Annotated in this window: 23 protein-coding genes; 14 read left to right on the top strand and 9 right to left on the bottom strand. The window is 62.2% G+C overall.

Features of this window, described 5'->3' with window-relative positions; translation table 11 throughout:
* Positions 1 to 21: 21 nt before the first annotated feature.
* Positions 22 to 291, bottom strand: a complete 270-nt coding sequence (locus tag PHS32_RS04980; RefSeq protein ID WP_301077759.1) for a hypothetical protein — start codon at positions 289 to 291, stop codon at positions 22 to 24.
* Positions 292 to 496: 205 nt separating this feature from the next.
* Here PHS32_RS04980 and PHS32_RS04975 point away from each other — a divergent pair, with 205 nt between their 5' ends.
* Positions 497 to 3,406 carry an Rne/Rng family ribonuclease gene (locus tag PHS32_RS04975; protein WP_301077758.1) on the top strand — a complete coding sequence of 970 codons (2,910 nt, stop codon included), beginning with the start codon at positions 497 to 499 and terminating at the stop codon, positions 3,404 to 3,406.
* 86 nt (positions 3,407 to 3,492) lie between these two features.
* On the opposite strand, the gene PHS32_RS04970 is transcribed toward PHS32_RS04975, so the two are convergent.
* Genes PHS32_RS04970 through hemC form a run of 4 tightly spaced genes read right to left on the bottom strand, consistent with a single transcriptional unit; the run spans position 3,493 to position 7,586 of the window.
* A complete protein-coding gene (locus tag PHS32_RS04970) occupies positions 3,493 to 4,779 on the bottom strand; it encodes a heme biosynthesis HemY N-terminal domain-containing protein (RefSeq protein WP_301077756.1) in 1,287 nt (428 codons plus the stop codon).
* A 2-nt stretch (positions 4,780 to 4,781) separates the two neighbouring features.
* On the bottom strand, positions 4,782 to 5,843 hold the full coding sequence (locus tag PHS32_RS04965; RefSeq protein ID WP_301077755.1) for a uroporphyrinogen-III C-methyltransferase: 1,062 nt from the start codon (positions 5,841 to 5,843) through the stop codon (positions 4,782 to 4,784).
* Positions 5,833 to 6,639, bottom strand: coding sequence for a uroporphyrinogen-III synthase (locus tag PHS32_RS04960; RefSeq protein WP_301077751.1), 807 nt, complete (start codon positions 6,637 to 6,639; stop codon positions 5,833 to 5,835). The genes PHS32_RS04965 and PHS32_RS04960 overlap by 11 nt, the downstream gene beginning before the upstream one ends.
* Positions 6,639 to 7,586: a hydroxymethylbilane synthase gene (gene hemC, locus PHS32_RS04955; protein WP_301077750.1), complete on the bottom strand. Its 948-nt coding sequence runs from the start codon at positions 7,584 to 7,586 to the stop codon at positions 6,639 to 6,641. The genes PHS32_RS04960 and hemC overlap by 1 nt, the downstream gene beginning before the upstream one ends.
* A 100-nt stretch (positions 7,587 to 7,686) precedes the next feature.
* Between hemC and ppc the strand changes: the two genes are divergently transcribed.
* Positions 7,687 to 10,524: a phosphoenolpyruvate carboxylase gene (gene ppc / locus PHS32_RS04950; RefSeq protein WP_301077749.1), complete on the top strand. Its 2,838-nt coding sequence runs from the start codon at positions 7,687 to 7,689 to the stop codon at positions 10,522 to 10,524.
* A gap of 64 nt (positions 10,525 to 10,588) precedes the next feature.
* On the opposite strand, the gene PHS32_RS04945 is transcribed toward ppc, so the two are convergent.
* From PHS32_RS04945 to PHS32_RS04935, 3 genes are all read right to left on the bottom strand, one after another.
* Positions 10,589 to 11,761 (bottom strand): RICIN domain-containing protein, encoded by a 1,173-nt coding sequence (locus PHS32_RS04945; protein ID WP_301077748.1) that lies wholly within the window; start codon positions 11,759 to 11,761, stop codon positions 10,589 to 10,591.
* A gap of 64 nt (positions 11,762 to 11,825) precedes the next feature.
* Positions 11,826 to 12,566 carry a LytTR family DNA-binding domain-containing protein gene (locus PHS32_RS04940; RefSeq protein ID WP_301077747.1) on the bottom strand — a complete coding sequence of 247 codons (741 nt, stop codon included), beginning with the start codon at positions 12,564 to 12,566 and terminating at the stop codon, positions 11,826 to 11,828.
* A 19-nt stretch (positions 12,567 to 12,585) separates the two neighbouring features.
* Positions 12,586 to 13,623, bottom strand: a complete 1,038-nt coding sequence (locus PHS32_RS04935; RefSeq protein WP_301077746.1) for a histidine kinase — start codon at positions 13,621 to 13,623, stop codon at positions 12,586 to 12,588.
* A 106-nt stretch (positions 13,624 to 13,729) separates the two neighbouring features.
* On the opposite strand from PHS32_RS04935, the gene argH reads away from it, so the two are divergent.
* The 11 genes from argH (at position 13,730) to PHS32_RS04880 (ending at position 21,206) form a co-directional block, all read left to right on the top strand.
* Entirely contained in the window at positions 13,730 to 15,181 is a 1,452-nt protein-coding gene (gene argH, locus PHS32_RS04930) for an argininosuccinate lyase (protein ID WP_301077745.1), read from the top strand.
* 85 nt (positions 15,182 to 15,266) lie between these two features.
* On the top strand, positions 15,267 to 15,695 hold the full coding sequence (locus tag PHS32_RS04925) for a hypothetical protein (RefSeq protein WP_301077744.1): 429 nt from the start codon (positions 15,267 to 15,269) through the stop codon (positions 15,693 to 15,695).
* A 69-nt stretch (positions 15,696 to 15,764) separates the two neighbouring features.
* Positions 15,765 to 16,364 (top strand): hypothetical protein, encoded by a 600-nt coding sequence (locus PHS32_RS04920; protein WP_301077743.1) that lies wholly within the window; start codon positions 15,765 to 15,767, stop codon positions 16,362 to 16,364.
* 98 nt (positions 16,365 to 16,462) lie between these two features.
* Positions 16,463 to 17,395 carry a hypothetical protein gene (locus tag PHS32_RS04915; protein WP_301077742.1) on the top strand — a complete coding sequence of 311 codons (933 nt, stop codon included), beginning with the start codon at positions 16,463 to 16,465 and terminating at the stop codon, positions 17,393 to 17,395.
* A 157-nt stretch (positions 17,396 to 17,552) separates the two neighbouring features.
* Entirely contained in the window at positions 17,553 to 17,768 is a 216-nt protein-coding gene (locus PHS32_RS04910; protein WP_301077741.1) for a hypothetical protein, read from the top strand.
* A gap of 80 nt (positions 17,769 to 17,848) precedes the next feature.
* Positions 17,849 to 18,067 (top strand): DUF433 domain-containing protein, encoded by a 219-nt coding sequence (locus tag PHS32_RS04905; RefSeq protein ID WP_301077740.1) that lies wholly within the window; start codon positions 17,849 to 17,851, stop codon positions 18,065 to 18,067.
* A gap of 174 nt (positions 18,068 to 18,241) precedes the next feature.
* Positions 18,242 to 18,592 carry a hypothetical protein gene (locus PHS32_RS04900; RefSeq protein ID WP_301077739.1) on the top strand — a complete coding sequence of 117 codons (351 nt, stop codon included), beginning with the start codon at positions 18,242 to 18,244 and terminating at the stop codon, positions 18,590 to 18,592.
* Between the two features lie 30 nt (positions 18,593 to 18,622).
* Complete coding sequence (locus tag PHS32_RS04895; RefSeq protein WP_301077738.1) at positions 18,623 to 19,147, top strand: hypothetical protein; 525 nt, start codon at positions 18,623 to 18,625, stop codon at positions 19,145 to 19,147.
* Positions 19,148 to 19,199: 52 nt separating this feature from the next.
* Positions 19,200 to 19,739 carry a DUF1697 domain-containing protein gene (locus PHS32_RS04890; RefSeq protein ID WP_301077737.1) on the top strand — a complete coding sequence of 180 codons (540 nt, stop codon included), beginning with the start codon at positions 19,200 to 19,202 and terminating at the stop codon, positions 19,737 to 19,739.
* Positions 19,740 to 19,774: 35 nt separating this feature from the next.
* The gene (gene hisC, locus PHS32_RS04885; RefSeq protein ID WP_301077736.1) at positions 19,775 to 20,839 is read left to right on the top strand and encodes a histidinol-phosphate transaminase; all 1,065 of its coding nucleotides are present in this window, start codon (positions 19,775 to 19,777) and stop codon (positions 20,837 to 20,839) included.
* A 37-nt stretch (positions 20,840 to 20,876) separates the two neighbouring features.
* Positions 20,877 to 21,206: a multidrug efflux SMR transporter gene (locus tag PHS32_RS04880; protein ID WP_301077734.1), complete on the top strand. Its 330-nt coding sequence runs from the start codon at positions 20,877 to 20,879 to the stop codon at positions 21,204 to 21,206.
* Between the two features lie 51 nt (positions 21,207 to 21,257).
* Here PHS32_RS04880 and PHS32_RS04875 read toward each other — a convergent pair whose 3' ends face one another.
* Complete coding sequence (locus tag PHS32_RS04875) at positions 21,258 to 22,163, bottom strand: LysR substrate-binding domain-containing protein (RefSeq protein WP_301077733.1); 906 nt, start codon at positions 22,161 to 22,163, stop codon at positions 21,258 to 21,260.
* 238 nt (positions 22,164 to 22,401) lie between these two features.
* Here PHS32_RS04875 and PHS32_RS04870 point away from each other — a divergent pair, with 238 nt between their 5' ends.
* Positions 22,402 to 23,412 (top strand): ABC transporter substrate-binding protein, encoded by a 1,011-nt coding sequence (locus PHS32_RS04870; protein WP_301077732.1) that lies wholly within the window; start codon positions 22,402 to 22,404, stop codon positions 23,410 to 23,412.
* The last annotated feature ends 4 nt before the right edge of the window (positions 23,413 to 23,416 follow it).

Raw genomic sequence — 23,416 nt, 5'->3', positions numbered from 1 at the left:
AACAGATAGTTAAGTCGTAGTTTAGGTGGAGTTTAGTTCACCCGGCAGCACCAGCGGCGCTAGTAAGTCGATACCGCCGTTTGCCCTTGCCCGCAAACCGCAAGCCAGATGCTTGCGGTGGCCTGCAAAACGAACGGCCAAGACGACGCCTTGAAACACTGATACGGAATACCCCAAGTTGACAGACAAGTCGTCTGCCAACGGAATGAAGCGAAATGTTTGTGTTGATGAGCCTGATTCACTCTTGCCTGCGGTGCGTTTTCGCCCCGTTTTTTGGCTTGGATCGGCCATCTGCGCCCGCACCCTGGGCGCAACCCGCTATTCATGTAATAGCACTTCCACAACCCAGGCCTCTCGCTCCCCTCCACGCGCCTACACCAAGATTTATCGTCTAAGTCTCGGTTCTCCGGCAATTCCTCCTCAATTCGAAGCGTCAGTTCCGGTATCAAAGCTCGTCAAGAGCATGTTGGTTATTTGAATTGAAGGAACGCTAGCCATGAAACGGATGCTGATTAACGCCACACAGGCAGAGGAACGCCGCCTGGCGGTCGTCGACGGACAAAAACTGCTCGACTACGAAATTGAAATCGAGGGGCGCGAACAGCGCAAAGGCAACATCTACAAGGCCGTCGTCACGCGCGTCGAGCCTTCGCTGGAAGCCTGCTTCGTCGACTACGGTGAGGACCGCCACGGCTTCCTGCCGTTCAAGGAAATCTCGCGGCAGTATTTCCAGCAAGGCGTCTCGGTCAGCCAGGCGCGCATCCAGGACGCCATCCGGGAAGGCCAGGAATTGCTGGTGCAAGTGGAAAAAGAAGAACGCGGCAACAAGGGCGCGGCCCTGACCACTTTTGTCTCGCTGGCCGGCCGCTATGTGGTGCTGATGCCCAACAACCCGCGCGGCGGTGGCGTCTCGCGTCGCATCGAAGGCGAAGACCGCGCCGAACTCAAGGAAGCGCTGGACCAGCTCGAATACCCCAACGGCATGAGCATCATTGCGCGCACCGCCGGCATCGGCCGCAGCGCGCCGGAACTGCAGTGGGACCTGAACTACCTGCTCAAACTGTGGGCCGCCATTGACGGTGCCGCCAAGAGCGGCAAAGGCGCTTACCTGATTTACCAGGAATCCAGCCTTGTCATCCGCGCTATTCGTGACTATTTCAACAACGACATCGGCGACATCCTGATCGACACCGACGATGTCTACGATCAGGCCCAGCAATTCATGGCGCACGTGATGCCCGAGCATGCTGCCCGTGTCAAGCGCTACCGTGACGATGCGCCGCTGTTCAGCCGCTTCCAGATCGAGCACCAGATTGAATCCGCCTACGCCCGCACCGTGCAATTGCCCAGCGGCGGAGCCATCGTGATCGACCATACCGAGGCGCTGGTCTCGGTGGACGTCAACTCGGCGCGCGCCATCAAAGGTGGCGACATCGAGGAAACCGCCACCCGCACCAACCTGGAAGCCGCCGAGGAAGTGGCGCGCCAAATGCGTTTGCGCGATTTGGGTGGCCTGATCGTGATCGACTTCATCGACATGGAGGAGAGCCGCAACCGCCGCGACGTTGAAAACCGCCTGCGCGATGCGCTGCGGCAAGACCGGGCCCGCGTCCAGTTCGGCACCATCAGCAAATTCGGCCTGATGGAGATGAGCCGCCAGCGCCTGCGCCCTGCCCTCTCCGAAGGGGCATCCATCCCGTGCCCGCGCTGCGGTGGCTCCGGCCACATCCGCGACACCGAATCCAGTGCCCTGCAAATCCTGCGCATCATCCAGGAAGAATCGCTGAAGGACAACACCGCCTCGGTGCTGTGCCAGGTGCCGGTCGAAGTGGCCTCTTTCCTGCTCAACGAAAAACGGGCCGAGATTGCCAAGATCGAAATCAAGCAGCGCATCAACGTGCTGATGGTGCCCAACAAAACGCTGGAAACCCCCAACTACAAGCTGGAGCGCCTCAAGCACGACGATCCGCGCCTGGACAACGTGGAAGCCAGCTACAAGATGGCGGAGCAAATGGAGGACCCGGTGGCCGTGACGCGCCGCTCGCAGGAGCCCACCAACCGGCAGACCCCCATCATCAAGGGCGTGTTGCCTGATGCACCGGCACCCGCTGCGATCCCGAAAGCCGAACCGCCCAAGCCGGTGGCGGCAGCCCAGCGCGCCACGCCGAAGCCAGCCCCGGCACCGGTGGCAGCAGAAAAAGGCTTCTTTGGCTGGTTGAAACAGCTGTTTGCGCCAGCCCCAACACCGGTTGCGCCGGTTAAACCTGTCGCCAGCCCTGACAAGGACGACAAGCGAGAAGGTCGCCCGGGACGCGATGGTGCGCGTCGCAACGAGCCGCGTGGCGAGGGCCGCGAGGAAGGTCGCCCGGGCCGTGGCGGCCGCCCGGAAGGTCGCGGCGATGGCCGTGGCGGGCGAGGTGGGCGCGGCGGTCGCGGCGAGCGGGCACCCCAGGGACAACGCGAGCGTTTCGATGCCGAAGGCAAACCGCTGCCGACCGACACCGGCGCGGGCGCTGCGCAAGCACCTCTGAACGGGTTTGGCCCGGATGCGGCAAGAGGCGAGCCAGGGCAAGAGCGCCCGGCCCGCAATGCCGGGCGTGGTGAGCGCGGCAACCGTGGCGAACGCAACCGTGGTGAGCGTGGCGACAATGCCGAAGCCGGCACGCAAGCCGAACGCGGCGAGCCGCGCGCAGACGGGCGCAATGAACGCCGACCCGAGCGCAGCCGGCGCCCGGATGAGAGTTCGCGCAGCGACCTTGCCGGCGACAGTAAGCCGATCGACCAGAGCGCAACCCCGGTCGCCGACAGCGGCACGGGTGACACGGGTGGCGCTGAGTCGGCCGCCCAGGCAGAAGCTCCGCAGACGCGCGAACGGCGCCCGCGTGATCGCTACGGCCGTGATCGCGGTCCGCGTGCCGATCGCTCCGAGCCAGGCAACCGCCAGGAACGACCCAGTCAGCCGTCGCCGGAGGAGGCGCTTGAAGAACAACCTCGCAGGTCTTATTTCACGACCGCTACCGAGGCCAGCGCCGAGACGGCTGTCGCCGCAGCGGTGCCGCAGGCAGCTGCTGCCACCCCGGCAGCCCCCGTGGCCCCTGCAGTCGCTGCCGCGCCGACACCGGAGCCAGCGCCAGCGCCGATCGCAACGGGCATGCCCAAGTTGCAACCCTACGCTCTGCCGCTGGTCGAGTTGGCCCAGGTGGCCGAGGGTTCCGGCCTGAACTGGGTCAACTCCGACGCCGAAAAAGTCGCCGCGGTCCAGGCCGCCATAGCGGCTGAACCGAAGGCCATCCACGTACCGCGCGAGCGGCCGGCGCCGGTGCAGATTGACGCCGGACCGCTGATCCTGGTGGAAACCAAACGCGATCTGCGCAGCATCAGCCTGCCGTTTGAGACGCCCCAGTAAGTTGGGCCGCAAGGCCCTCGCCGCGCTGTAAAAAAAAGGGCACTTCGGTGCCCTTTTTCAATCCATCACCCAGCGCCTGCGCGGCGTCACATGCTGGCTGCTTTGGCGGCCTGTTGCCAAGCCTGCGTGGCAGCCACCGCGTCGCCGCGCTGCTCGGCCAGTTCCGCCAAAGCGGCCCAGGCATTTCGCTCCAGTCCGGCATCCTGCAAGCGCGGCAGCGACTGCTTGAGCAACTGCTGCGCCTTGCCCCACAACTGCAAGCGCAGGCAGGTAACGCCAGCCAGGTACTGCAGGGCGGCGTCGCCCGGATTGGCCATTTGCGCCTGCTCGATGCGAGTCAGCCAAGGCGCTTGCGGGGTCCCCGATGCGAGCGCAAAACCGCTCTCCAGGACGCGAATCAGATGCACCCGCTGGAGTTCCGTCAAAGCATCCGGCTGCGCCACCATGCGCTCCCAGATGGGCAACAACCAGCCCAGCGCCAAATCGACATCACCACCCAGTTGCAACATCCGGCGACAGGCTTCGACGGCAACTTCGGGCGTCGACCTCTCTGCGCTGTCAAGCTGCTGCCAGACCACCTGCATCTGGTCCGGATCGTGCGCGGTGGCCACCAACTCGAGTGCCAGACCGCGCAGCAAGCCCACCGCGGCGACTTCCGAAAAAGCGCGGTGCTTGGCCAGCAAGCGTGCCGTTTCCAGTGCCAACCCGGTTTGGCGCGCCAGCCGCGCCGCCTTCAGGCGCAAGCGCAAGGCAATGGTGCGCCGCGCCGCGCCCTGCGACAAGTCATCCAGCCACTGAAGAGCGCCATGCGCGTCGTGGTCTTCCAGCGCCCAGCGTGCCGCGCGCATTAGCACGCCTTCGCGCGCTTCCTGGGCATCGCGCTTGGACGCCTGTTCCAGTGCTTGGCGGAAGTGCGCCTCACGCCCCGCTTTGTCCTGCAGTACCTGGGCACTCTCGGCCGCCAGCAAGTGGGTCAGGGCGCGCAGGCGCCCCGAATAAGCCAGTGTCTCACCGCTGCGCGCCATGGCACTTTCCCGCGCCAACACCGCCTCAGCCGCTTTTCTGGCCCGAATGAAACGCCCCGCCACCAAGTGCGAAAGAGCGTCGACCAAAGCCGCGTGAATCGCGCGCTCCTGATGCTGGATGCGCCAGCGCCGCGCCAGACCGGGCATGGCAAACAGGGCGTCCAGCGCGCGCAGGGCAACGTGCAGGGTAAAGAAAAGCAGTGCCAGCAGCAACAGCACCAGATTGAGCGACAGATCGATCCGGTAAGGCGGCCAGAACAGCGTGATCGTGCTCTGGTTGTTGCCGGCAAACAGGGCGATCGCAACGGCCACCCCGAACAAGCCCAAAAACCACAAGGCCGCCCGCATGGCTACCTTCCCGCAGCCGCGGTCGTCAGGGCGGTCAGCGTTTCGTCCACGCGCGGCAGTTGCAGTGTTTTCATCTGGGTCTGGACCTGCTGCAACAGGGTGGCGGCGATCTGTGTCTTGCGCGAAGTGGGGTCGAAATATTTGTTCAGCGACATGGTCGCCGCCGCCAGATCGGCGCGCGAGGATTCAAGCTGGCGGGCCAGCAGCCCGAGGCGTGCATTGAGCAATTTGAGCTTGAAATTTTCGCGCAGGAAAAAAGACTGCTCGGGTGACAACAGCGCCGCCTCGGGCTGCTCGATGCGGCTGACCCGCAACAAGGCATTGGCTTCGTCCAGCACCACCTGCAAACTGCGTTGCCACCAGCTTGGCTTGGCGTCAAGAATCGCGCGCTTCACGACGCCACCATTCATCGGCAACACGGCGTTGGCCGGCACCAGTTCGTCGGCCAGATGAACCAATTCATCCAGCTTGACCAAAAGGCCCGGCGTGTCGCTGACCGCCGCCGACTTGATGCGGTCAATGTCCCGCGCAATAGCCCGTTGCAAGGGCGTCAAGCGGGGTTGCGCTGCTCTGGCGACCCGTTGGTCGGCACTTTTGAGTGCCGCCAGCAAGGGCTCGACACTGCCGGTGAGTTGGGCCTGCTGCTGCGCCAGACGGATCGCCGCTTCAATATCGACCACCATGTTTTCATCGCGCGAGCGCGACAAACTCTGCATCAATTCTTCAAGCTGCGTTCTTTGCAGCGCGACTTCGCTCAAACGCGCATCAAACACAGCCACTCGGGCGGCCGCCTCGCGGGCCAACTCCTGGGCCTGCCTGGCGACCGCGCGCGCTTCCGTGGACTGCGCCGCGGTGTCGGCGCTCTGACGCGCCAACAGTTCCTGAATGGAGGACAGCTTTTGCCACAGCAAACCGCTGGTCAATAACGCCAGCAGGGACAGCGCCGCCAGCAGCAGGACGAGCCAGCGTGGCACGGTCAGCGGCGCGCTGAGCGCCGGCGCGGGGTCCGCAACCGGGGACGCTGCATCGAGAGCAGGCACTTCGGCGCTGGGTTCAGGGTTCATCGGCCAATTTTAGCGCTGCCACCACCTCCGCCAGCGTTGGACGCGACTCACAAACAACACCAAAACCGGCTATTTTTGCAGCCGAGGCAATGCGCGGATGGGTCGCCAGGGCGCGCGCGCGCAACCAGCTTTGCCCGGGCAATGCGGCCTTCAGATTGGCCAGCGCCTGCGCGCTGCTGAACAGCCAGACCGAGCCATCGCTGGCGGCCTGGCGTGCCAGCTCACGCTCGGTGCCGCTGAATTCAGGTGCACTGCGCTGGTAAGCCACCACAAACTCAGGCTGGGCGCCCGCCGCCGCAACGCGCTGGGCGAACCAGGCGCGTCCGCTGCCTTGTGCGCTATCAGCGCCGTCCTCGGCGTCGGCACCGCGCACGATCAGCACCCGCTGGCCAGGTCGCACCTGACTGCCGATAAGCTGCCACAAGGCTTCGGAATCGAATTGGCCGGCGTCCGCCGCCGGCGCATCAATCCGCTGCGGCGCAACGCCCAGCCGCAACAAAGCCCTGGCGGTTCCGGGACCGGTGGCCCAGGCCCTGGTGCTGGCGCCTGACTGTGCGCTGAAATCGGGCGCCGAAGGCGGCTTGGATGCAAAAAAATAATCGGCCGCATTGGCGCTGACAAACATCACACCCAGATAGTTGTCCAGCTGCCGCCAGGCCTGCTTCAGGGCCGCCGTGTCGGCCACCGGGCCGACCGCTATCAAGGGCAGCGCCAGGGCCTCGAAGCCCTGCGCCGACAAGTCAGAGGCCCATCGTTTCGCCTCGCGTTGCGCGCGGGTAACGATGACGCGGGTCATCAGGCTTGGCTCTGGGGCGCATCGGGCGCCAGGATGGAGCCGCCCTTGGCCAGCACGGCGGAGCGCAAATCGGCCGCCACCTGCGTACCCAACGCGGCGGCACTGGCCAGATCGGTCACTGGCGCGGCCGCGCGCACCGCCACCAATTCCAGCACGCCCTCGGGGTCACCCCAAGCGGCATCGATGCTCAGGCGATCGCCTTCCAGCGTGGCAAAGGCGGCCAGCGGCATGGAGCAACTGCCACCCATGGCCCGGCTCACCGCGCGCTCGGCCGAGACCGCCAGCCAGGTGGTGTGGTGTGCCAGCGGCGCCAGTGCATCGATGACGTCCTGACGCGCGCTGCGGACCTCAATCCCGAGGGCGCCCTGACCGGCCGCCGGCAGCATCATGGCGGGCTCGAAAGTGGCACGGATTCGCTCGCCCAGACCCAGCCTCTTGAGTCCGGCGGCCGCCAGCACGATGGCGGCATACTGCCCTTCGTCGAGCTTGCGCAGCCGCGTATCGAGGTTGCCGCGCAAGGGTTCAATCGTCAGATCCGGCCGCAAGGCCCGCAGCAGCGCCATGCGCCGCAGGCTGGAGGTGCCGACCACGGCGCCCTGCGGCAAACTGGCCAGATCGGCATAGTGGTTGGAGACAAAAGCGTCGCGCGGGTCTTCGCGCTCCATCACACAGGCCAACGCGAAGCCTTCGGGCAACTCCATCGGCACGTCCTTCAGAGAGTGCACCGCCAGGTCGGCCCGGCCGTCTTCCAGCGCCACCTCCAGCTCTTTCACGAACAAGCCCTTGCCGCCCACCTTGCTCAGCGTGCGGTCCAGAATCTGGTCCCCCAGGGTGGTCATGCCCAGCAGGCGCACCTGATGTCCGCGCTGCTCCAGCAAGGCCTTGACATGCTGTGCCTGCCACAGGGCCAGGCGGCTCTCTCGTGTTGCTATCGTCAAACTGCTCATACGCTGGTACTCTGGGTTGTAACTGGTTGGTAATCCGGGGTGAACGCGAGATGCTAGCATGGCCGACACAGAATTCTTCAGCAGGCCTCTGCAAAACACCATGGCAAAAACACAGAAGTCCGAGTCGGTCAAACGCGACCAGAAAAACGAACTCCCGCTGGTGGAAGACATCCGCCTGCTGGGCCGCATTCTGGGCGATGTGATCCGCGAGCAGGAAGGCCAGGCAGCCTTCGAGCTGATCGAGCAGATCCGCCGCCTGTCGGTGGCCTTTCGCCGCAACGCCGATCACGAAGCCAACCAGGCGCTGAAGAAGCTGCTGAAAAGCCTGACCGGCAATCAAACCGTCAGCGTGATTCGGGCCTTCACCTATTTCAGCCACCTGGCCAATCTGGCGGAAGACCGGCATCACATCCGCCGCCGCGCCGTCCATGAGCACGCCGGCGACACCCAGGAGGGCAGCATCGAGATGGCCCTGACCCGCTTGCGCAAGGTCGGCATTACATCGCACACCATTGCCGCCACCCTGGCCGTCAGCTTTGTCTCTCCGGTGCTCACCGCGCACCCGACCGAAGTGCAGCGCAAAAGCATTCTGGACGCCGAGCGCGACATTGCCCAACTGCTGGCGAGCCGCGACGACATCAAGATCAGGGCGGCCGGCGTCAACGCCAAAAAAGATGCCCTGACGCCGCGCGAACTCAGCGCCAACGAGGAACAGATGCGGGCCCGCGTCTTTCAACTCTGGCAAACCCGGCTGCTGCGCTTTTCCAAACTGACGGTGGCCGACGAGATCGAGAATGCGCTGAGCTATTACGAATCGACTTTCCTGCGTGAGATCCCCAAGATTTATGCCGAGCTGGAACGCGAACTGGGCCACTGCCAGGTGCACAGCTTCCTGCGCATGGGCCAGTGGATTGGCGGCGACCGCGACGGCAACCCCAACGTGAACGCGCAGACGCTGGCCCACGCGCTGCGCCGCCAGGCCGAGGTGGCGCTGCGCCACTACCTGACCGAAGTGCATTACCTGGGCGGCGAACTGTCGCTGTCGGCGTTGCTGGTGGACTGCCTGCCGGAGATGCAGGCGCTGGCCGACAAGTCGCCCGACAGCAACCAGCACCGCATGGACGAGCCCTACCGGCGCGCCCTGGTGGGCGTCTATGCCCGGCTGGCCGCCAGCCTGAAAGACCTGACCGGGGGCGAGGCGGCACGCCATGCGGTGGCGCCGCAAAACGCCTACCTCACAGCGCAGGAGTTCCTGGCCGACCTGCGCACCATCGAAGCCTCGCTGCTGACCCACCATGGCGCCGCCCTGGTGGCGCAGCGCCTGCATCCCCTGATTCGCTCGCTGGAGGTCTTCGGCTTTCACCTGGCGACGGTCGATCTGCGACAAAGCTCGGACCAGCATGAAGCCGTCGTCGCCGAACTGCTGTCCCAGGCACGCCTGGAGAGAGCCTATGCCCAGCTGGACGAGATGGCCAAACGCCGCTTGCTGATGGGCTTGCTGAGCGATGCCCGGCCCTTGCGCGTGGTGGGCGCGGTCTATTCGGCCAACACGCAGAGCGAACTGGCCATTTTCGAAACCGCCAAGCTGATGCGCCAGCGCTTTGGCACGCAGGCCATCCGCCACTACATCATCAGCCACACCGAAACGGTAAGCGACTTGCTGGAAGTGCTGCTGCTGCAAAAGGAAGTCGGCTTGATGCAGGGAACACTGGACGCGCAGGCCACATGCGACCTGATCGTGGTGCCGCTGTTCGAAACCATCGAAGACCTGCGCAACGCGGCGCCCATCATGCGCGAGTTCTACGCCCTGCCGGGCATCCTGGCGCTGCTACAACGCGGCCGCCCCGACCAGTACTGCGAGCAGGACATCATGCTGGGCTACTCCGACAGCAACAAGGACGGCGGTATCTTCACCAGCAACTGGGAACTCTACCGCGCCGAAATTGCCCTGGTCGAACTGTTTGATGAGCTGGCAAGCGTGGGGGCCACTCTTCGTCTGCGAATGTTTCATGGCCGGGGCGGCACTGTCGGGCGCGGCGGCGGTCCCAGCTACCAGGCCATCCTGGCGCAGCCGCCGGGCACCGTGCGCGGGCAGATTCGCCTGACCGAACAGGGCGAGGTCATCGGCTCCAAATACGCCAATCCAGAGATCGGCCGGCGCAATCTCGAAACTCTGGTCGCCGCAACGCTGGAGGCGACCCTGTTGCAACCCACCAAATCGGCAACCCAGCCGTTCCTGCAAGCCGCCGCCGAACTCTCGCAGAGCAGCATGGCGGCCTACCGCAAGCTGGTCTACGAAACCCCCGGCTTCACCCCGTACTTTTTCGACTCGACCCCGATCCGGGAGATTGCCCAACTCAACATCGGCTCCCGCCCGGCCTCGCGCAAGGCCAGTCAAAAAATCGAGGACTTGCGCGCCATTCCCTGGGGCTTCAGCTGGGGTCAATGCCGCCTGACGCTGCCCGGCTGGTACGGTTTTGGCTCGGCCGTGGAACTGTTCCTGCAACGCCAGGACAGACCCACTGGCAAAGCCCCGCTGGCCTTGCTGCAAGAGATGTACCGGCAGTGGCCCTTCTTCAAGACACTGCTCTCCAACATGGACATGGTGATGGCCAAGAGCGACCTGGCGCTGGCTTCACGCTACAGCGAACTGGTGGCCGACGCGCGCCTGCGCAAAAGAATCTTCAGCGCCATCGAAGCCGAGTGGCACCGCACGGCCCACGCCCTGGGCACAATCACCGGCGACAAGCAGCGGCTGGTCCACAACGCGGCCTTGCAACGCTCCATCCGGCACCGCTTTCCCTACATCGATCCGCTGCACCACCTGCAAGTGGAGCTGGTGCGCCGCTACCGCGCCGGGCAGACCGACGAGCGCATTCAGCGCGGCATTCACATCTCGATCAACGGCATTGCGGCCGGGCTGCGCAATACGGGTTAACCAGGCTTTATTGGCTCGCGCTCCAGCCACCGTTCCTGAACGTCAACAACACTCGATCGCTCATCTACTGCCGAGGAAACGCGATGAAGCTCTGATTCGGACTTCCCGCCGCGCACGGCCGCTGTTCCAGTGATTGGTTGTTCGCATTGCTTTGCCACTGCAGACACATGCCGCTGTGCTTGTTCTGGAACCACCAGGTATTGTCGGCGTTGAGATGGAGGAACCACAGGTGATTGTCTCCGCCCGGGTCAGGCCACGCGACAACGTGGGCACCCGCCGAAGTGGAAGCATTCTCAACCGCCAGATAGCGCCAGTAATCCCAAGCACCTCCGGTCCACGGCTGAGTGCGGATGCGGAAGTAACCGGTGTTGTCCGCGACGAAATACCAGATTCGGTAGGTTCGGTAGATGCTATTTTCGTCCCAGTCCCACAAGACGACATAGGAAGCGTTGAAGCCGTAGGTCCACTGAATTTGATTGACGAATCGGCGCGTGAACCCATTGCTGGTGCCAGGAACCGCGATCGAAGCCGTCGAAGCCGCTAGCGCGTAGCCCTGCCCAGCGTCGAGCGTTGTCGACCGGTTGTCGGTGTATCGGCGATAGGGAAGGACGTTGAGAGAATTAATAGCGGGCGCAAAATACGGGTATTTCCCAAAACCTGACAAATAGTCACCGAAGACTACCGCTCCTTGCCACCCCGGAAGGTTTTTGCTAGCGGTGCTTGTCCAATACTCACCGATCGGATCGACGTTATTGAACGCTTGCGGCCCACTGCCAGGGGCAGGTTGTGTTATCGCAAGGTGTTCGGAGACCGGTTCGGCGCCTTGTGTCAGCGCAAGCAGTCCAGATGCGTCCGGTATCGCCCAATCCCCGGCTTTGGACGCATCGGTCAGCCCACAAACCCCACTTGCCAGACCTGTAGTCCAGGTGACAGCGTCCGAATAGACTCTCCAGCCCGCGCAGCCCGCATCCCTCAGCCACACCGTACCCGTCGTCATATCCTTGACGGTGCCGTCGTCCTGCTTGCACCAACGTGCCGAGCCCGAGAGCATCAAGCCGTCGCAGTGGACGGGGGCAGAAACGGTTGCCGGCGGAGGTCCGACGTCGCCAATCATGCCGCCGCTGTCGTCAGACGGAGCGGCTGAAGGAACGCTGTTGCCGCCACCACCGCAGCCGGCTATGAACGCTACCAAGAAAATACTGGCGATGAGACAGAAGACTTTGAATGACCTGGTCATGATGTATTCCTATTCTTCAATCGAGACCGATAGCCACCTCGGACTTTCAGTCTTGTTGCTGCTTTCATCCCGCCACCAGTTCGCGCACCGCCGTCAATTGCCGGCGCGACACCAACAGCAACTCATCGATACCGGCCAGCCGCACCGCCCAGCCCTCGCCTTCTTGCGCGTCATCGTGTTTTTCCAGGGCGCGCACGGCATGCCTGGCCACCAGGGCGTTGCGGTGAATGCGCAGGAAACGGGTCGGGTACTTGGCCTCGAACTCACTCAGGGAGGCCTCCAGCAGGTAGCTCCTGGCCTGCGTGCGCACGGTGATGTATTTGAGTTCCGCCTTCAGGTACAAGACCTCCGACAGCGGCACACGCTCGGTCCGGCCGCGCTCCTGAATGATCACCACTTCCTCCGGCAAGGCAGGCTCACGAGCGGGGGCTGAAGGGATCAGCCGCGCCACTTTTCGCAGCGCCTGCTGCAAGCGTTCCAGCCGCACCGGCTTGGTCAGGTAGTCCAGCGCTTCCAGCTCGAAGGCCTGCACCGCGTGTTCGGCATGGGCCGTCACAAAAACAATGGCCGGCGGCTTGGGCAAGGTGCGCAGGGTCCGGGCCAGGGTCAGACCATCGGCGCCGGGCATGTGGATGTCGATCAACGCCACGTCAAACTGCTGCCGTTGCAGCCACTCGATGGCCTGTGTCGCGTTGCCGGCTTCGGCCTCGACGCTGGCGGCCGGTGCGCTGCAATCGGCCAGCAGGGTGCGCAGACGCGAGCGCGCCAGCAGTTCGTCGTCCACCAGCAAGACTTTCAGGCGCATGGGAGAGTCTTTCTTTTTGTCACGCCGGCAACTCGATCCGGACCAGAAAAATACCGTCCTTCAGAACGCTCTGAAACTGGCACTGCACATCGTGCAGCAGGCGCAGCCGATCGCGCACATTGTCCAGCGCCACCCGGCTACCGAACTCACCCTGGCCGGCCGGTACCGTGTTGGCGACCTTGATGACGACGCGGGAGCCGCGGCGCTGCGTCGAGATCCTGATCTGGGCCCCGCTGGCGCTGGGTTCGACGCCATGCTTGACCGCGTTTTCCACCAGCGGCTGCAGCAGCAGAGGCGGCAATCTGGCCTCCGAGGCCTGCGGGTCCAGCACCCACTCGACCTGGATGCGATCACCGAAACGCACCTGCTCGATCGCCAGGTAGCGCTGCGCCAGGGCAATTTCGTCGGCCAGCGTGACGGAATCGCCCTGCTCCATCAGCGCATGACGAAACAGATCGCTCAGGTCTTCCAGCAACGCCTCGGCCTTGGCCGGCTCGGCACGCACCAGGGCGATGGCACTGTTGAGGGTGTTGAACAGGAAATGCGGGCGGATGCGCGACTGCAATTCAATCAAACGGGCCGCCGTGTCGGCCGGCGTCTTGCCGCGCGCCCGCAGCACCAGGGCTGCCACCAGCAGCGCCGCCAACAGGGCACCACTCAAGGCACAGGCCAGCCAGGGCGCCGGCTCCAGCCAGCCGACCCAGAACAAGACGCCGCAACCATACAGGCCGGCCAGGGCACCCAGAGCGACCCCCGCCACCTGCTGCGCCGTTGCGCCCAGTCGGGCCAGCGCGTTCTTCAGAGCGCAAGCCGCAATCAGCCACACCAGGGTGGCCGGCAGGGCGCCACCGGTCAGCACCGAGACACGGCTCACCCAGTCAAGGAACGAGGCCGCGCCAAACATGGCGCCCAGCCCCACCACCAGTTCCACGAACAGCACCGCCCGGAGCGCCACGCCGACGTGGCAGGCGTCAAACACCAACACCCGTGCCGGCGCCGCTTCAGAAGGCGCGGGCAACAAATCCTGGAAGGTCGATAAAATTCGTGAGTCTTTCATTCAATAATGGGGTGCATGCGCGCCACAAGCCTGATTATTGATGATCTGCTGCCACAACCCCAAACCCACCTGACAGCCCGGCCTTCGCAAGCCAGGGCCCGCACCCATGTCACACAACCAATTCGACAAAAAGTCCACTGCCTGGTCCGCCCTGTTCTCGGAACCCATGAGCGATCTGGTCAAGCGCTACACCGCCAGCGTCTTTTTCGACAAGCGACTGTGGCAGGCCGACATTGCCGGCTCACTGGCCCATGCGGAAATGCTCAGCAGCCAAGAAATCATCACGACGGAAGACTACAGCGCGATTCAGCGCGGCATGGCCAACATCACGGCCGAGATCGAATCCGGCGCCTTTGAATGGAAGCTGGACCTGGAAGACGTACACCTCAACATCGAGGCGCGTCTGACGCAACTGGTGGGTGATGCCGGCAAGCGCTTGCACACCGGACGCAGCCGCAACGATCAGGTCGCCACCGACGTGCGGCTGTGGCTGCGCGGCGAAATCGATTTGATCGTCGGCCTGCTGATCGAGCTGCAAAAAGCGTTGCTGACAGTGGCCGAGAAAAACGTCGAAGTGATTCTGCCGGGCTTCACCCATTTGCAGGTGGCGCAACCGGTGAGCTTCGGCCACCACTTGCTGGCCTATGTCGAAATGTTCAGCCGCGACGCCCAGCGCATGGGCGAGGTGCGCAGCCGCACCAACCGTCTGCCACTGGGTGCTGCCGCCCTGGCAGGCACCAGCTACCCGCTGGACCGCGAACGGGTCGCCAGAACACTGGGCATGGTCGATGCGCAAGGCCAGCCCCAGGTCTGCCAGAACTCGCTGGACGCCGTCAGCGACCGCGACTTCGCCATCGAATTCACAGCCGCCGCCAGCCTGTGCATGGTGCACATCAGCCGCTTCAGCGAAGAGCTGGTTTTGTGGATGAGCCAGAACTTCGGCTTCATCCAGATTGCCGACCGCTTCACCACCGGCAGTTCCATCATGCCGCAGAAGAAGAACCCCGACGTGCCGGAACTGGCGCGCGGCAAAACCGGCCGCGTGGTAGGCCACCTGATGGGCCTGATCACCTTGATGAAAGGCCAGCCGCTGGCCTACAACAAGGACAACCAGGAAGACAAGGAGCCGCTGTTCGATAGCGTCGACACGCTCAAGGACACGCTGCGCATCTTTGCCGAAATGGTGGGCGGCCAGCTCAACCCGGCCTCCGGCGCAAAGGAAGGCGGCATCAGCGTCAAACCCGAAGCCATGGAGCGCGCCGCCCTCAAAGGCTACGCCACCGCCACCGATCTGGCCGACTATCTGGTGAAGAAAGGCCTGCCGTTCCGCGATGCCCACGAGACCGTGGCGCACGCCGTCAAAGCCGCCGTCACGCACCAGGTCGACTTGTCCGAATTGCCGCTGGCGGTATTGCAGCAGTTCAACCCGAAGATCGAGAAGGATGTCTACGAAGTGCTGAGTCTGCGCGGCTCGCTCAATGCGCGCGACGTTCTGGGCGGCACGGCGCCGAAGCAGGTGCGCGCACAGATTGCCGGGCATCGGGCGCGGTTGGGGTGAGTAAGGGTTAATGGTTCAGCGCATAACTCGTTCATAGAATTCGCCTGCCTTATGTAAACATGCGCTGTGCGCAGAGGAGATGTCCATGAATGCATTCAAAACTTTCATCATTACCATGATTGGTTGCATGAGTTTATTGGCCTCCGCGGAGGCCCAAGAAAAGCCACGATGGCGGAACCTGACCGAAATTTCCTGTGGGGATATTTTCCAATGCCTCACGGCGGAGGAAATGCGAGCCCTTTCGGGGAAGACTCTGAAGTACCGCCATAACCGGTTCCAGGAGTTCGGGTATGTCTACCTCATCCTGAAGGAAGGCGGGAAACTCGAAGGCAAAAACAACAAAGGGCCTACTACGGGTTCATGGGAAACAATAGAAAATCGCATTAGCTTCAAAACTGGTAGATGGGCCGATTTCAACTTTCTCTTCTACAAAATTGGAGACCAAGTCTTCATGTCTTTGTACAGCGACACCGGGGGCACCTCGTTTGTTCCAGTTGCCGTAGTCTCCGAGTAGAGTGTTGCCTCTGCGTCTGCGATTCTGTCTTAAGTAAACTTTACAACCGTAACCGTGGAGGGACATCGTATGAGTCTCGTTCGTTTGGTCACGTACTTCATCCTTTTTTCACTTTTCGCTGGGGGCGTGGTTCAAGCACAAGACCACAACTTAGAGAAAGTTGCAGGTCTCACTAGCGCTCTTGGGTATAGCCTTGGTCTCACGCAGGAAGAGAAGCTGTTGGGAGTTTTCTCATGCGAAGAGAAAAACCTGCCAGCGACTTTTGATGATTCGCCGCCTGCAGGAAAAACCGTGTGTGACGGGACTATTCACGATTCCAGAATACATATTTTTGTCGGTTGGAAGTCAGTGGACTACAAAAAAGTTGACGCCTCACGGGACATCGGAAACAAAATACTGGCTTTCAACAAAATGAAGGCGGGCAAACTCTATTGTGACGAGGAGGATTCTTTCCCGAAGAAGCTGGGCAAGATCGACACGGTTGTCGCCAACTGCAACCTTGTTGCAGAGAATGGACCAACTTTTTGGATTTCAATTTTGTTCCTCTATTCCAAGTCTACTCTTGGGACAAGCCAAACAATAGCAACTCTTTCTATGCTTGACCCTCGGCAGTCCGACAAAGAGTCGGTAAGGCAGGAGCTGGGGTGGCTTGTTCAACGCATTCAGTGATTCATTCTGGTATTCATTTTGCTGCGCCGTCTACGATCCCGTCTCATGTAATGCTGGTGGTGAGTAGGTTTCTTAGCCTGAGATGAAGAAGAGTTTTTGTGATTTTGGTTCGTTCTTTGAAACTTTTTGAAAGGGTCATCATGAAGACCAAGTCTGCGCTATTTCTGATCGCCTTTGTGGTCGCTCTTGCGTTGTTGGTGTTGCCCGGCTGCGGTGGAGGAGGCGGAAACAGCGGGCCATCAGTGACTCCAGTCGGACCACCGACAGCGACGCTCCTGTCAGTGACCCCGGCATCCGGGGCAACCAACGTGGCGGAGAATGTCAGGCCGACATTTGAATTCGGAACAAACTTCTCTGCCCAAAGCACAGGAAGCGGGCTTGTGTTTCTATGCTCTGGCAGAGTGGTCATGTTTGGGCAGGGGAGCAGCAGTACCGAAAAGACATCGACCCTTACGCTGGATCCGACGTTTGGCGCCGTGGTCGTTGGCGATGTCTGTACGGTTAAAGGCCCGGTCGTGACAACCGACAATGCTGGAATAACAGTCACAACGCAAGTAGACCTTACGTTCACGATCACCCTGCCCCGGCCACAGTGTGAGGCACCAGCGGTCCGGATACCCGGGCTCAATGTTTGCCTCTATCCATCGGCGATTGAGGTCGCTGGTACCCATCAGCTAGTTCCGGCGACCTGCGTCTTTCCGAGCCAGTCGTGTTTCAAAGACACGGGGAGATATGTAACCATGAGGGTCACTGCCAACGGTCAAGCGACGGTAGTCGTTTTTTATGATCGAGTGAGCCCAATCAGCGGCCATTTTTGGACCGCAGAATTGGTGACAGCCGATGACCTCTCCCCGATCAAGATCAACATCAATAACGATCGATTGTTCACCTCCTATGTGGAGGTTGATTGGGTCAAGGCCACTGATAACGGCCTCATTTGGCACCAAAAAGACACAGGCAACTGTGAGACGGCAGCGCCTGACGCCACCAATCCGCCGAATTGGGTCTCAAAGTCGTCTGTGTGCTCATAGCTGATTGCTCCCGGCTTCCAGTGTCGTACTCATGTTGTACGGCATGGGACTTTCTTCTCACTGATCGCCTACGATTCCGTCTTATGTAAACAGCTGTTTTTCAAGTGCTTGGTGCCTTGCTAAAAACGTGCTGCCACCATAAATCGTCAATATTTCAATGCATTACGCGGCCATTGATAAGCTGTCGAAAATCGACATGACGATCGCACCGCAAGATAGACACCATCTCCTGAATCCTGGGACATTTCGCCGTGCTTTGTCGATTGCCAGCGGCTTACATGGCGCAGAAATCATGTTTCGACACTACGACGAATTCAATGAAAATCAGGTCCAGATGCCAACAACCATGACAAGCCACCTTGGCCCTGCCTGACAACTAGATATTTCTGATCGAACAACGAACGGCAACTGAGGCACAATTAGCCGCTCACGCAGGTCCATTTGGAGTATGAAATGAACAGAATCACGTTGGAGCCCGGCAAACGCGGCGGCAGGCCGTGCATACGTGGGCTGCGCATCACGGTTTACGACGTTCTCTCCATGTTGTCGAGCGGGATGACCCAACAGGAAATTCAGGACGACTTCCCCGAGCTGACACGGGAAGACATACAGTCGGTGTTGGCCTATGCGGCCGACCGGGAACATCAAGTCTATTCCCTGAAAGCGCAATGAAGCTGCTGCTGGACGAGAACCTGTCGCGCCGCTTGGTGCCGTTCTTGCAGCATGAATTCCGGGTCCCTGAATCAGTCCCGAGCGGCCACACTGAAGTTTCTAATCGTGCCCTGACCAGTGTTTCATTTGAGTCAGATTCCATAAACATTCCTCGCCCATGCGCCAACGCTCAATATGAAACTCCCATCCATACTCCGGCCCGTCTCGGTGGCACTGCTGTTGGCCACTGCCAGCAGCGTACTCCTGGCCCAGCCCAGCCCGCCGCCTGTGCCAACGACAACCGAATCCCAGTTTCGTTGCGACGGCACCTCCACGCAGGCATGCACCTTCGTCTTGTACTCGTCAAACTGCGAGGAGTCCGCCGTCAAGAATGGCCGACCGACGCTGGTGTGTACCCACGCCTTCCTGCAACAATTCACGCTGCCGGTGGGCCAGTCGAAAAAGGTCAGCGGCCTGCCCGCCAATTTCAAGCAGTGCGTCATAAGGCCTGGCGTCAAGGCGGCGTTCCCGGAGTGCGCCAAGTAGGTTTGGCACCAAGCTTTTCCTGTCACTAACATGCACCGCCGCTCAATCCTGCTCGCCGCCGTGTTCGTTGTTTCTGCAACCCCGTTTCACGCGATCGCAGCCGACACGCCGGACGCCACCCTCTCCGAATTCGCTGCCGCGCTGCAAGGTGGGCAATTCAACAAAGCCGCCGGGAGTTTCTACCCGGAGCTTTCCACCCAGTCCGAAGCAGTCTCTTCGATTGCGCATAAGCTCAATGTGCTTCAGCAGGAGGTTGGCAATCTCGCCGCCATGCGCCAACTCGGCTCACAGCCAAACGGCACCACCTTCGTGGCGGAGATTGCCAGACGTGTCCCCCTATCCGATACACGCCAAGTCATACGCACTGTCCAGAGAGTCTATGAGGGACCCAGCAAGCTTGGCATCAACGTCAGGTATGCCGTTGCGGCAGAGCAGTCACCCTCCGGTTGGCGTATTCGAAATCTCACCATCCACTTCCCTGCTGACTATCCCAACTTGCCGGGTCTGCTTCAACGTCTGGGTATTGAAGATGTCACAGCGCCGCGGCCCACTTGAATGTAGGTTCGAGTAGCCGCGAAGTGGAGCGGCAAGAAACCACCCCGACACCATGAAAACCCACGTCATCCTGCTGCGGGGCGTCACACCCAGCGGAAGAAACAGAGTCCCCATGGCGGAGTTGCGCGTGGCGCTGGCGCAGGCTGGACTGATGGACGTCCGGACCTACATTCAGAGCGGGAACGTCATTGCCCGGTCCCAGCTGGACGGCTCCGGGGTCGCTGGTCTGGTCCACGAGGTGATCCAGCAAAGCATTGGCGCCGACATCACGGTCATCGCCCGAACCCCCCATCAGATACAGCGCACCTTGCGGCGCAATCCGTTCCCGCAGACGGATTCAACACGACTGTATTTCTCCTTGCTGGCAGCGCGGCCGGCGCCGCATCTCCTTGAAGAATTGCAGGCGATCAACTTTGCGCCGGACCAGGTCAAGGTGCTGGACGACGCGATCTACACCCGCTATGCCACCCAACACAGCGACTCGCGCTTCACCAACAATTTTTTCGAACGCAAGCTCAAGGTTGCCGCAACCACCAGGAACTTCAACACCCTGTCCCGTCTTGCCGAGTTGAGCGCGGAGCTTGTTGATTGAAGCGACGGACATTTCCACCAAACCAGCCCCAACCCATGAACCCACTCTGGAGCGACTGCATCCGCGGTCTTGAGCCCTACAGCCCCGGCGAGCAGCCGGCTATGGCCAAGCTGATCAAGCTCAACACCAATGAAAACCCCTATCCGCCGTCGCCCATCGTCCTGAGCGCGCTGCGCGGTGCCATCAACGCCGACCTCAGACTCTATCCGGACCCCGACGGCAAGGCGCTCAAGCAGACCATTGCCGACCTGCTGGGCCTGCGCCCCGCCAACGTCTTCCTCGGCAACGGTTCCGACGAAGTGCTGGCGCATGCCTTTCTGGGCTTGCTCAAACACCCGCGGCCGATCCTGTTCCCGGATGTCAGCTACAGCTTCTATCCGGTCTACTGCGGCCTGTACGGGATCGAGTTCGAGACCGTGCCGCTCGACGCGGCATTTCAGGTCGACATCGCCGACTATGCGCGGCCCAACGGCGGCATCGTTCTGCCCAACCCGAACGCGCCCACCGGCATGGCCCTGGGTCTGGCGCCACTGCGCTCGCTGCTGGCGCAAAACCCGGATTCTGTTGTTGTGATCGATGAGGCCTACGTCGATTTCGGAGCCGAGAGCGCCGCCCCGCTGGTGCAGGACTACCCGAACCTGCTGGTGATTCAAACCCTCTCCAAGTCGCGCTCCCTGGCCGGCCTGCGGGTCGGTTTTGCGCTCGGCGATCCCGGCCTGATCGAAGCCCTCAATCTGGTGAAGGGCTGCTTCAACTCCTACCCGCTGGACCGGCTTGCCCTGGCCGGGGCCGAAGCGGCGCTGCGCGACACCCGGCACTTCGAAACGACGCGCCGCCAGGTGATGGAAAGTCGCGACTGGCTGGCGACCCGGCTCCAGGCACTGGGTTTCCAGGTGCTGCCATCGAAGGCCAACTTCCTGTTCGTCCGCCACCCCTTGCGCGCGGCCCGGGAGCTGCAGCAGCAGTTGCGGCAACGGAGCATTCTGGTCCGGCACTTTGCCAAACCGAGAATTGCCGAGTTCCTTCGCATCTCGATCGGAACCGCGGAGGAATGCCGCCAGCTGGTTGCCGCGCTTGGAGAAATCCTGCAAGGCGAGTAGTCAAATCCGGCCGCGAGCACATGAGGAGAGTGAAACCATGAACTGGCTCTACCTGGCGATTGCCATCCTGTCGGAAGTCGCCGCCACTTCGGCCCTCAAGGCGGCCGAAGGGTTCACCCGTTGGGGTCCCTCGCTGCTGGTCGTGGTGGGCTATGCCTCGGCCTTCTATTTTCTCTCGCTGACCCTGTGCACCATTCCGCTGGGCGTCGCCTATGCCATCTGGTCGGGGGTCGGCGTGGCGCTGGTCTCCCTGGTTGGCTGGCTGATCTACCATCAAACACTCAGTACCGGGGCGCTGATCGGCATCGCGCTGATCGTTGCCGGGGTGGTGGTGCTCAACCTCACGACTACGACTGTGGGCCATTGAGTCCTCTCTCCCTCAACCGCCAGCGCGTTGCAGGCCCAATCGGCCACCACTTCAACCCAGGTCCGACAGCCGAATCTCCTCCCGCAAATCCTTGGCAAACGCATCCGCCAGCAGGGGTCGGGTGCCGACCTGCGCAAAGATGAGTGCCTGGCGCGAGGCAATCGCCTCCTTCACCGGGCGCACCACCAGATCCGGCCCGGCAAAAGGCGCGGCGGTCAATCTTGATACCAGCGTAACCCCGGCGCCGGCCGCCACCAGCGCGCAGGCGATCGATGAGCTGGGGGTTTCCAGCACCACGTTGGGGGCGACCCCCAGCTTGGAGAAGGCCTCGTCCATCTGATAGCGCAGAAAGCTGTGCTGCGACAGCATCACCATGCGTTCGCCATCCAGGTCTTTCAGAGAGATCAGCTTTTTCGATGCCAGACGGTGACCGGCCGGCAACACCGCCATCGACGCCACCGGCTCCAGCGGTTCGATCTCGATCGCCGGTCGCGACAGGGGCAGCTCGACGACGCCGACGTCGAACTGCCGGGTCGACACCAGTTCCGCGATCTGGCGCGACGGCAGACTCTGCACAAACACCGTCACGTTGGGGCGCGTGGCCAGAAAGCGCGCAATGGCACGCGGCACCAGCCACTGGGCCAGCGCCGGCAGGGTGGCCACGCGCAAGGCTCCGGCACGCTGGAAGCGGATGTCCTGCGCCACCTGCGAGATGCGCTCGATGCTGCCATAGAGCTGCTCGATCTCGCGGTACAGCGCCTCCGCCTCGGGCGTCGGCACCAGACGCCTGCCGCGACGCTCGAACAGGGCGTAGCCGATGCGCAACTCCATCAAGCCTATGGTCCGGCTGACACCGGGTTGCGTGACACTCATCAGGCGCGCCGCGCCGACCACGCTGCCGGTCAGCATGACGGAGCGGAAGGCCTCGATCTGGCGCAAATTAAGAACCGGTTTCATAGATAACATTTTGGCATATACAACCGTCAATGTTTACCTTTTCAAGCGTTGTGGCGACGCCTAAACTGGCAGCGTCCCAGATTCTTTTCGCACTGGGGCAGCGCCCTTTTCCTAAAACTTGAACCAACCGGAGACCTTTATGCGCAACTATCTGGCCCCCACGCCCGGCACTGCCGGTCCTTGTCGTCCCTCGCGAGGGTTGACCCCCCTTCGGGCAACCCGACGCCGGATCGCCCTGATGAGCTGCGTCGCACTGGCGACGTGCCTGAGCGCCCAGGCGGCGGAAACCCTCTACGTCGGCGGCGCGGGCGGCTCCAACGAGCAACTGTTCAAGGAAAAAATCATTCCTGCCTTCGAGGCCAGGACCGGCGCCAAGGTGGTCTATGTGCCGGGCAATTCCACCGACATCCTGGCCAAGCTGCAGGCGCAAAAAGGCAGGCAGGAAATCTCGGTCGCGCTGATCGACGACGGCCCCATGTACCAGGCCGTCGGACAAGGCCTGTGCGCCAAGGTCGAGGAGGCAGGTGCCATCAAGGAGTTGTACCCGACGGCCCGCATGGTGGGTGACAAGTCGGTGGGCATAGGCTTCATCGCCACCGGCCTGGCCTACAACAAGGAGCAGTTCGCCAAGCACGGCTGGAAAGCACCAACCTCGTGGCAGGACCTGACGGATTCGAAATACAAGCAGAAGGTCGTGATCCCACCGATCACCAACGGCTATGGGCTGCTGACGCTGATGATGATGGCGCGCCTGAACGGCGGCGGCGAAGCCAACATGGAGCCCGGCTTCGACGTCATGATCAAAAAGGTCGCGCCCAACGTGCTGGTGTGGGAACCGTCGCCGGGCAAGATGGCGCAGATGCTGCAGACCGGCGAGGCGGCACTGGTGGTCTGGGGCAATGGCCGGGTGCAGGCCGTGGTGGACCAGGGGGCACCGGTCGAGTTTGTCTACCCCAAGGAGGGCGCGGTGGCCCTCATGGTGGCCGGTTGTGTGGTTGAAGGGGCGCCGCAAGCCAAGCTGGGGCAGCAGTTCCTGCAGCATGTGGTGTCGGCCGAGACACAGGCGCTGCTGGCCCAGGTGGTCGGTTTCGGCCCGGTCAACAAGACCACCAAGCTGGCGCCCGAGGTGGCCAAGAAGGTCGTCTTTGGCCCCGACAAGGTCAACACCTTGATCGCGCCCAACTATGACATCATCAACGCCAAGCGCGCCGAGTGGACCAACCGCTGGAACCGCGCGGTCGAGCGCTGAGCCG

This window comes from Rhodoferax sp. (genome assembly GCF_028714215.1).
Lineage (GTDB): Bacteria > Pseudomonadota > Gammaproteobacteria > Burkholderiales > Burkholderiaceae_C > Rhodoferax.
This window is presented reverse-complemented; position numbering and strand designations above follow the sequence as displayed.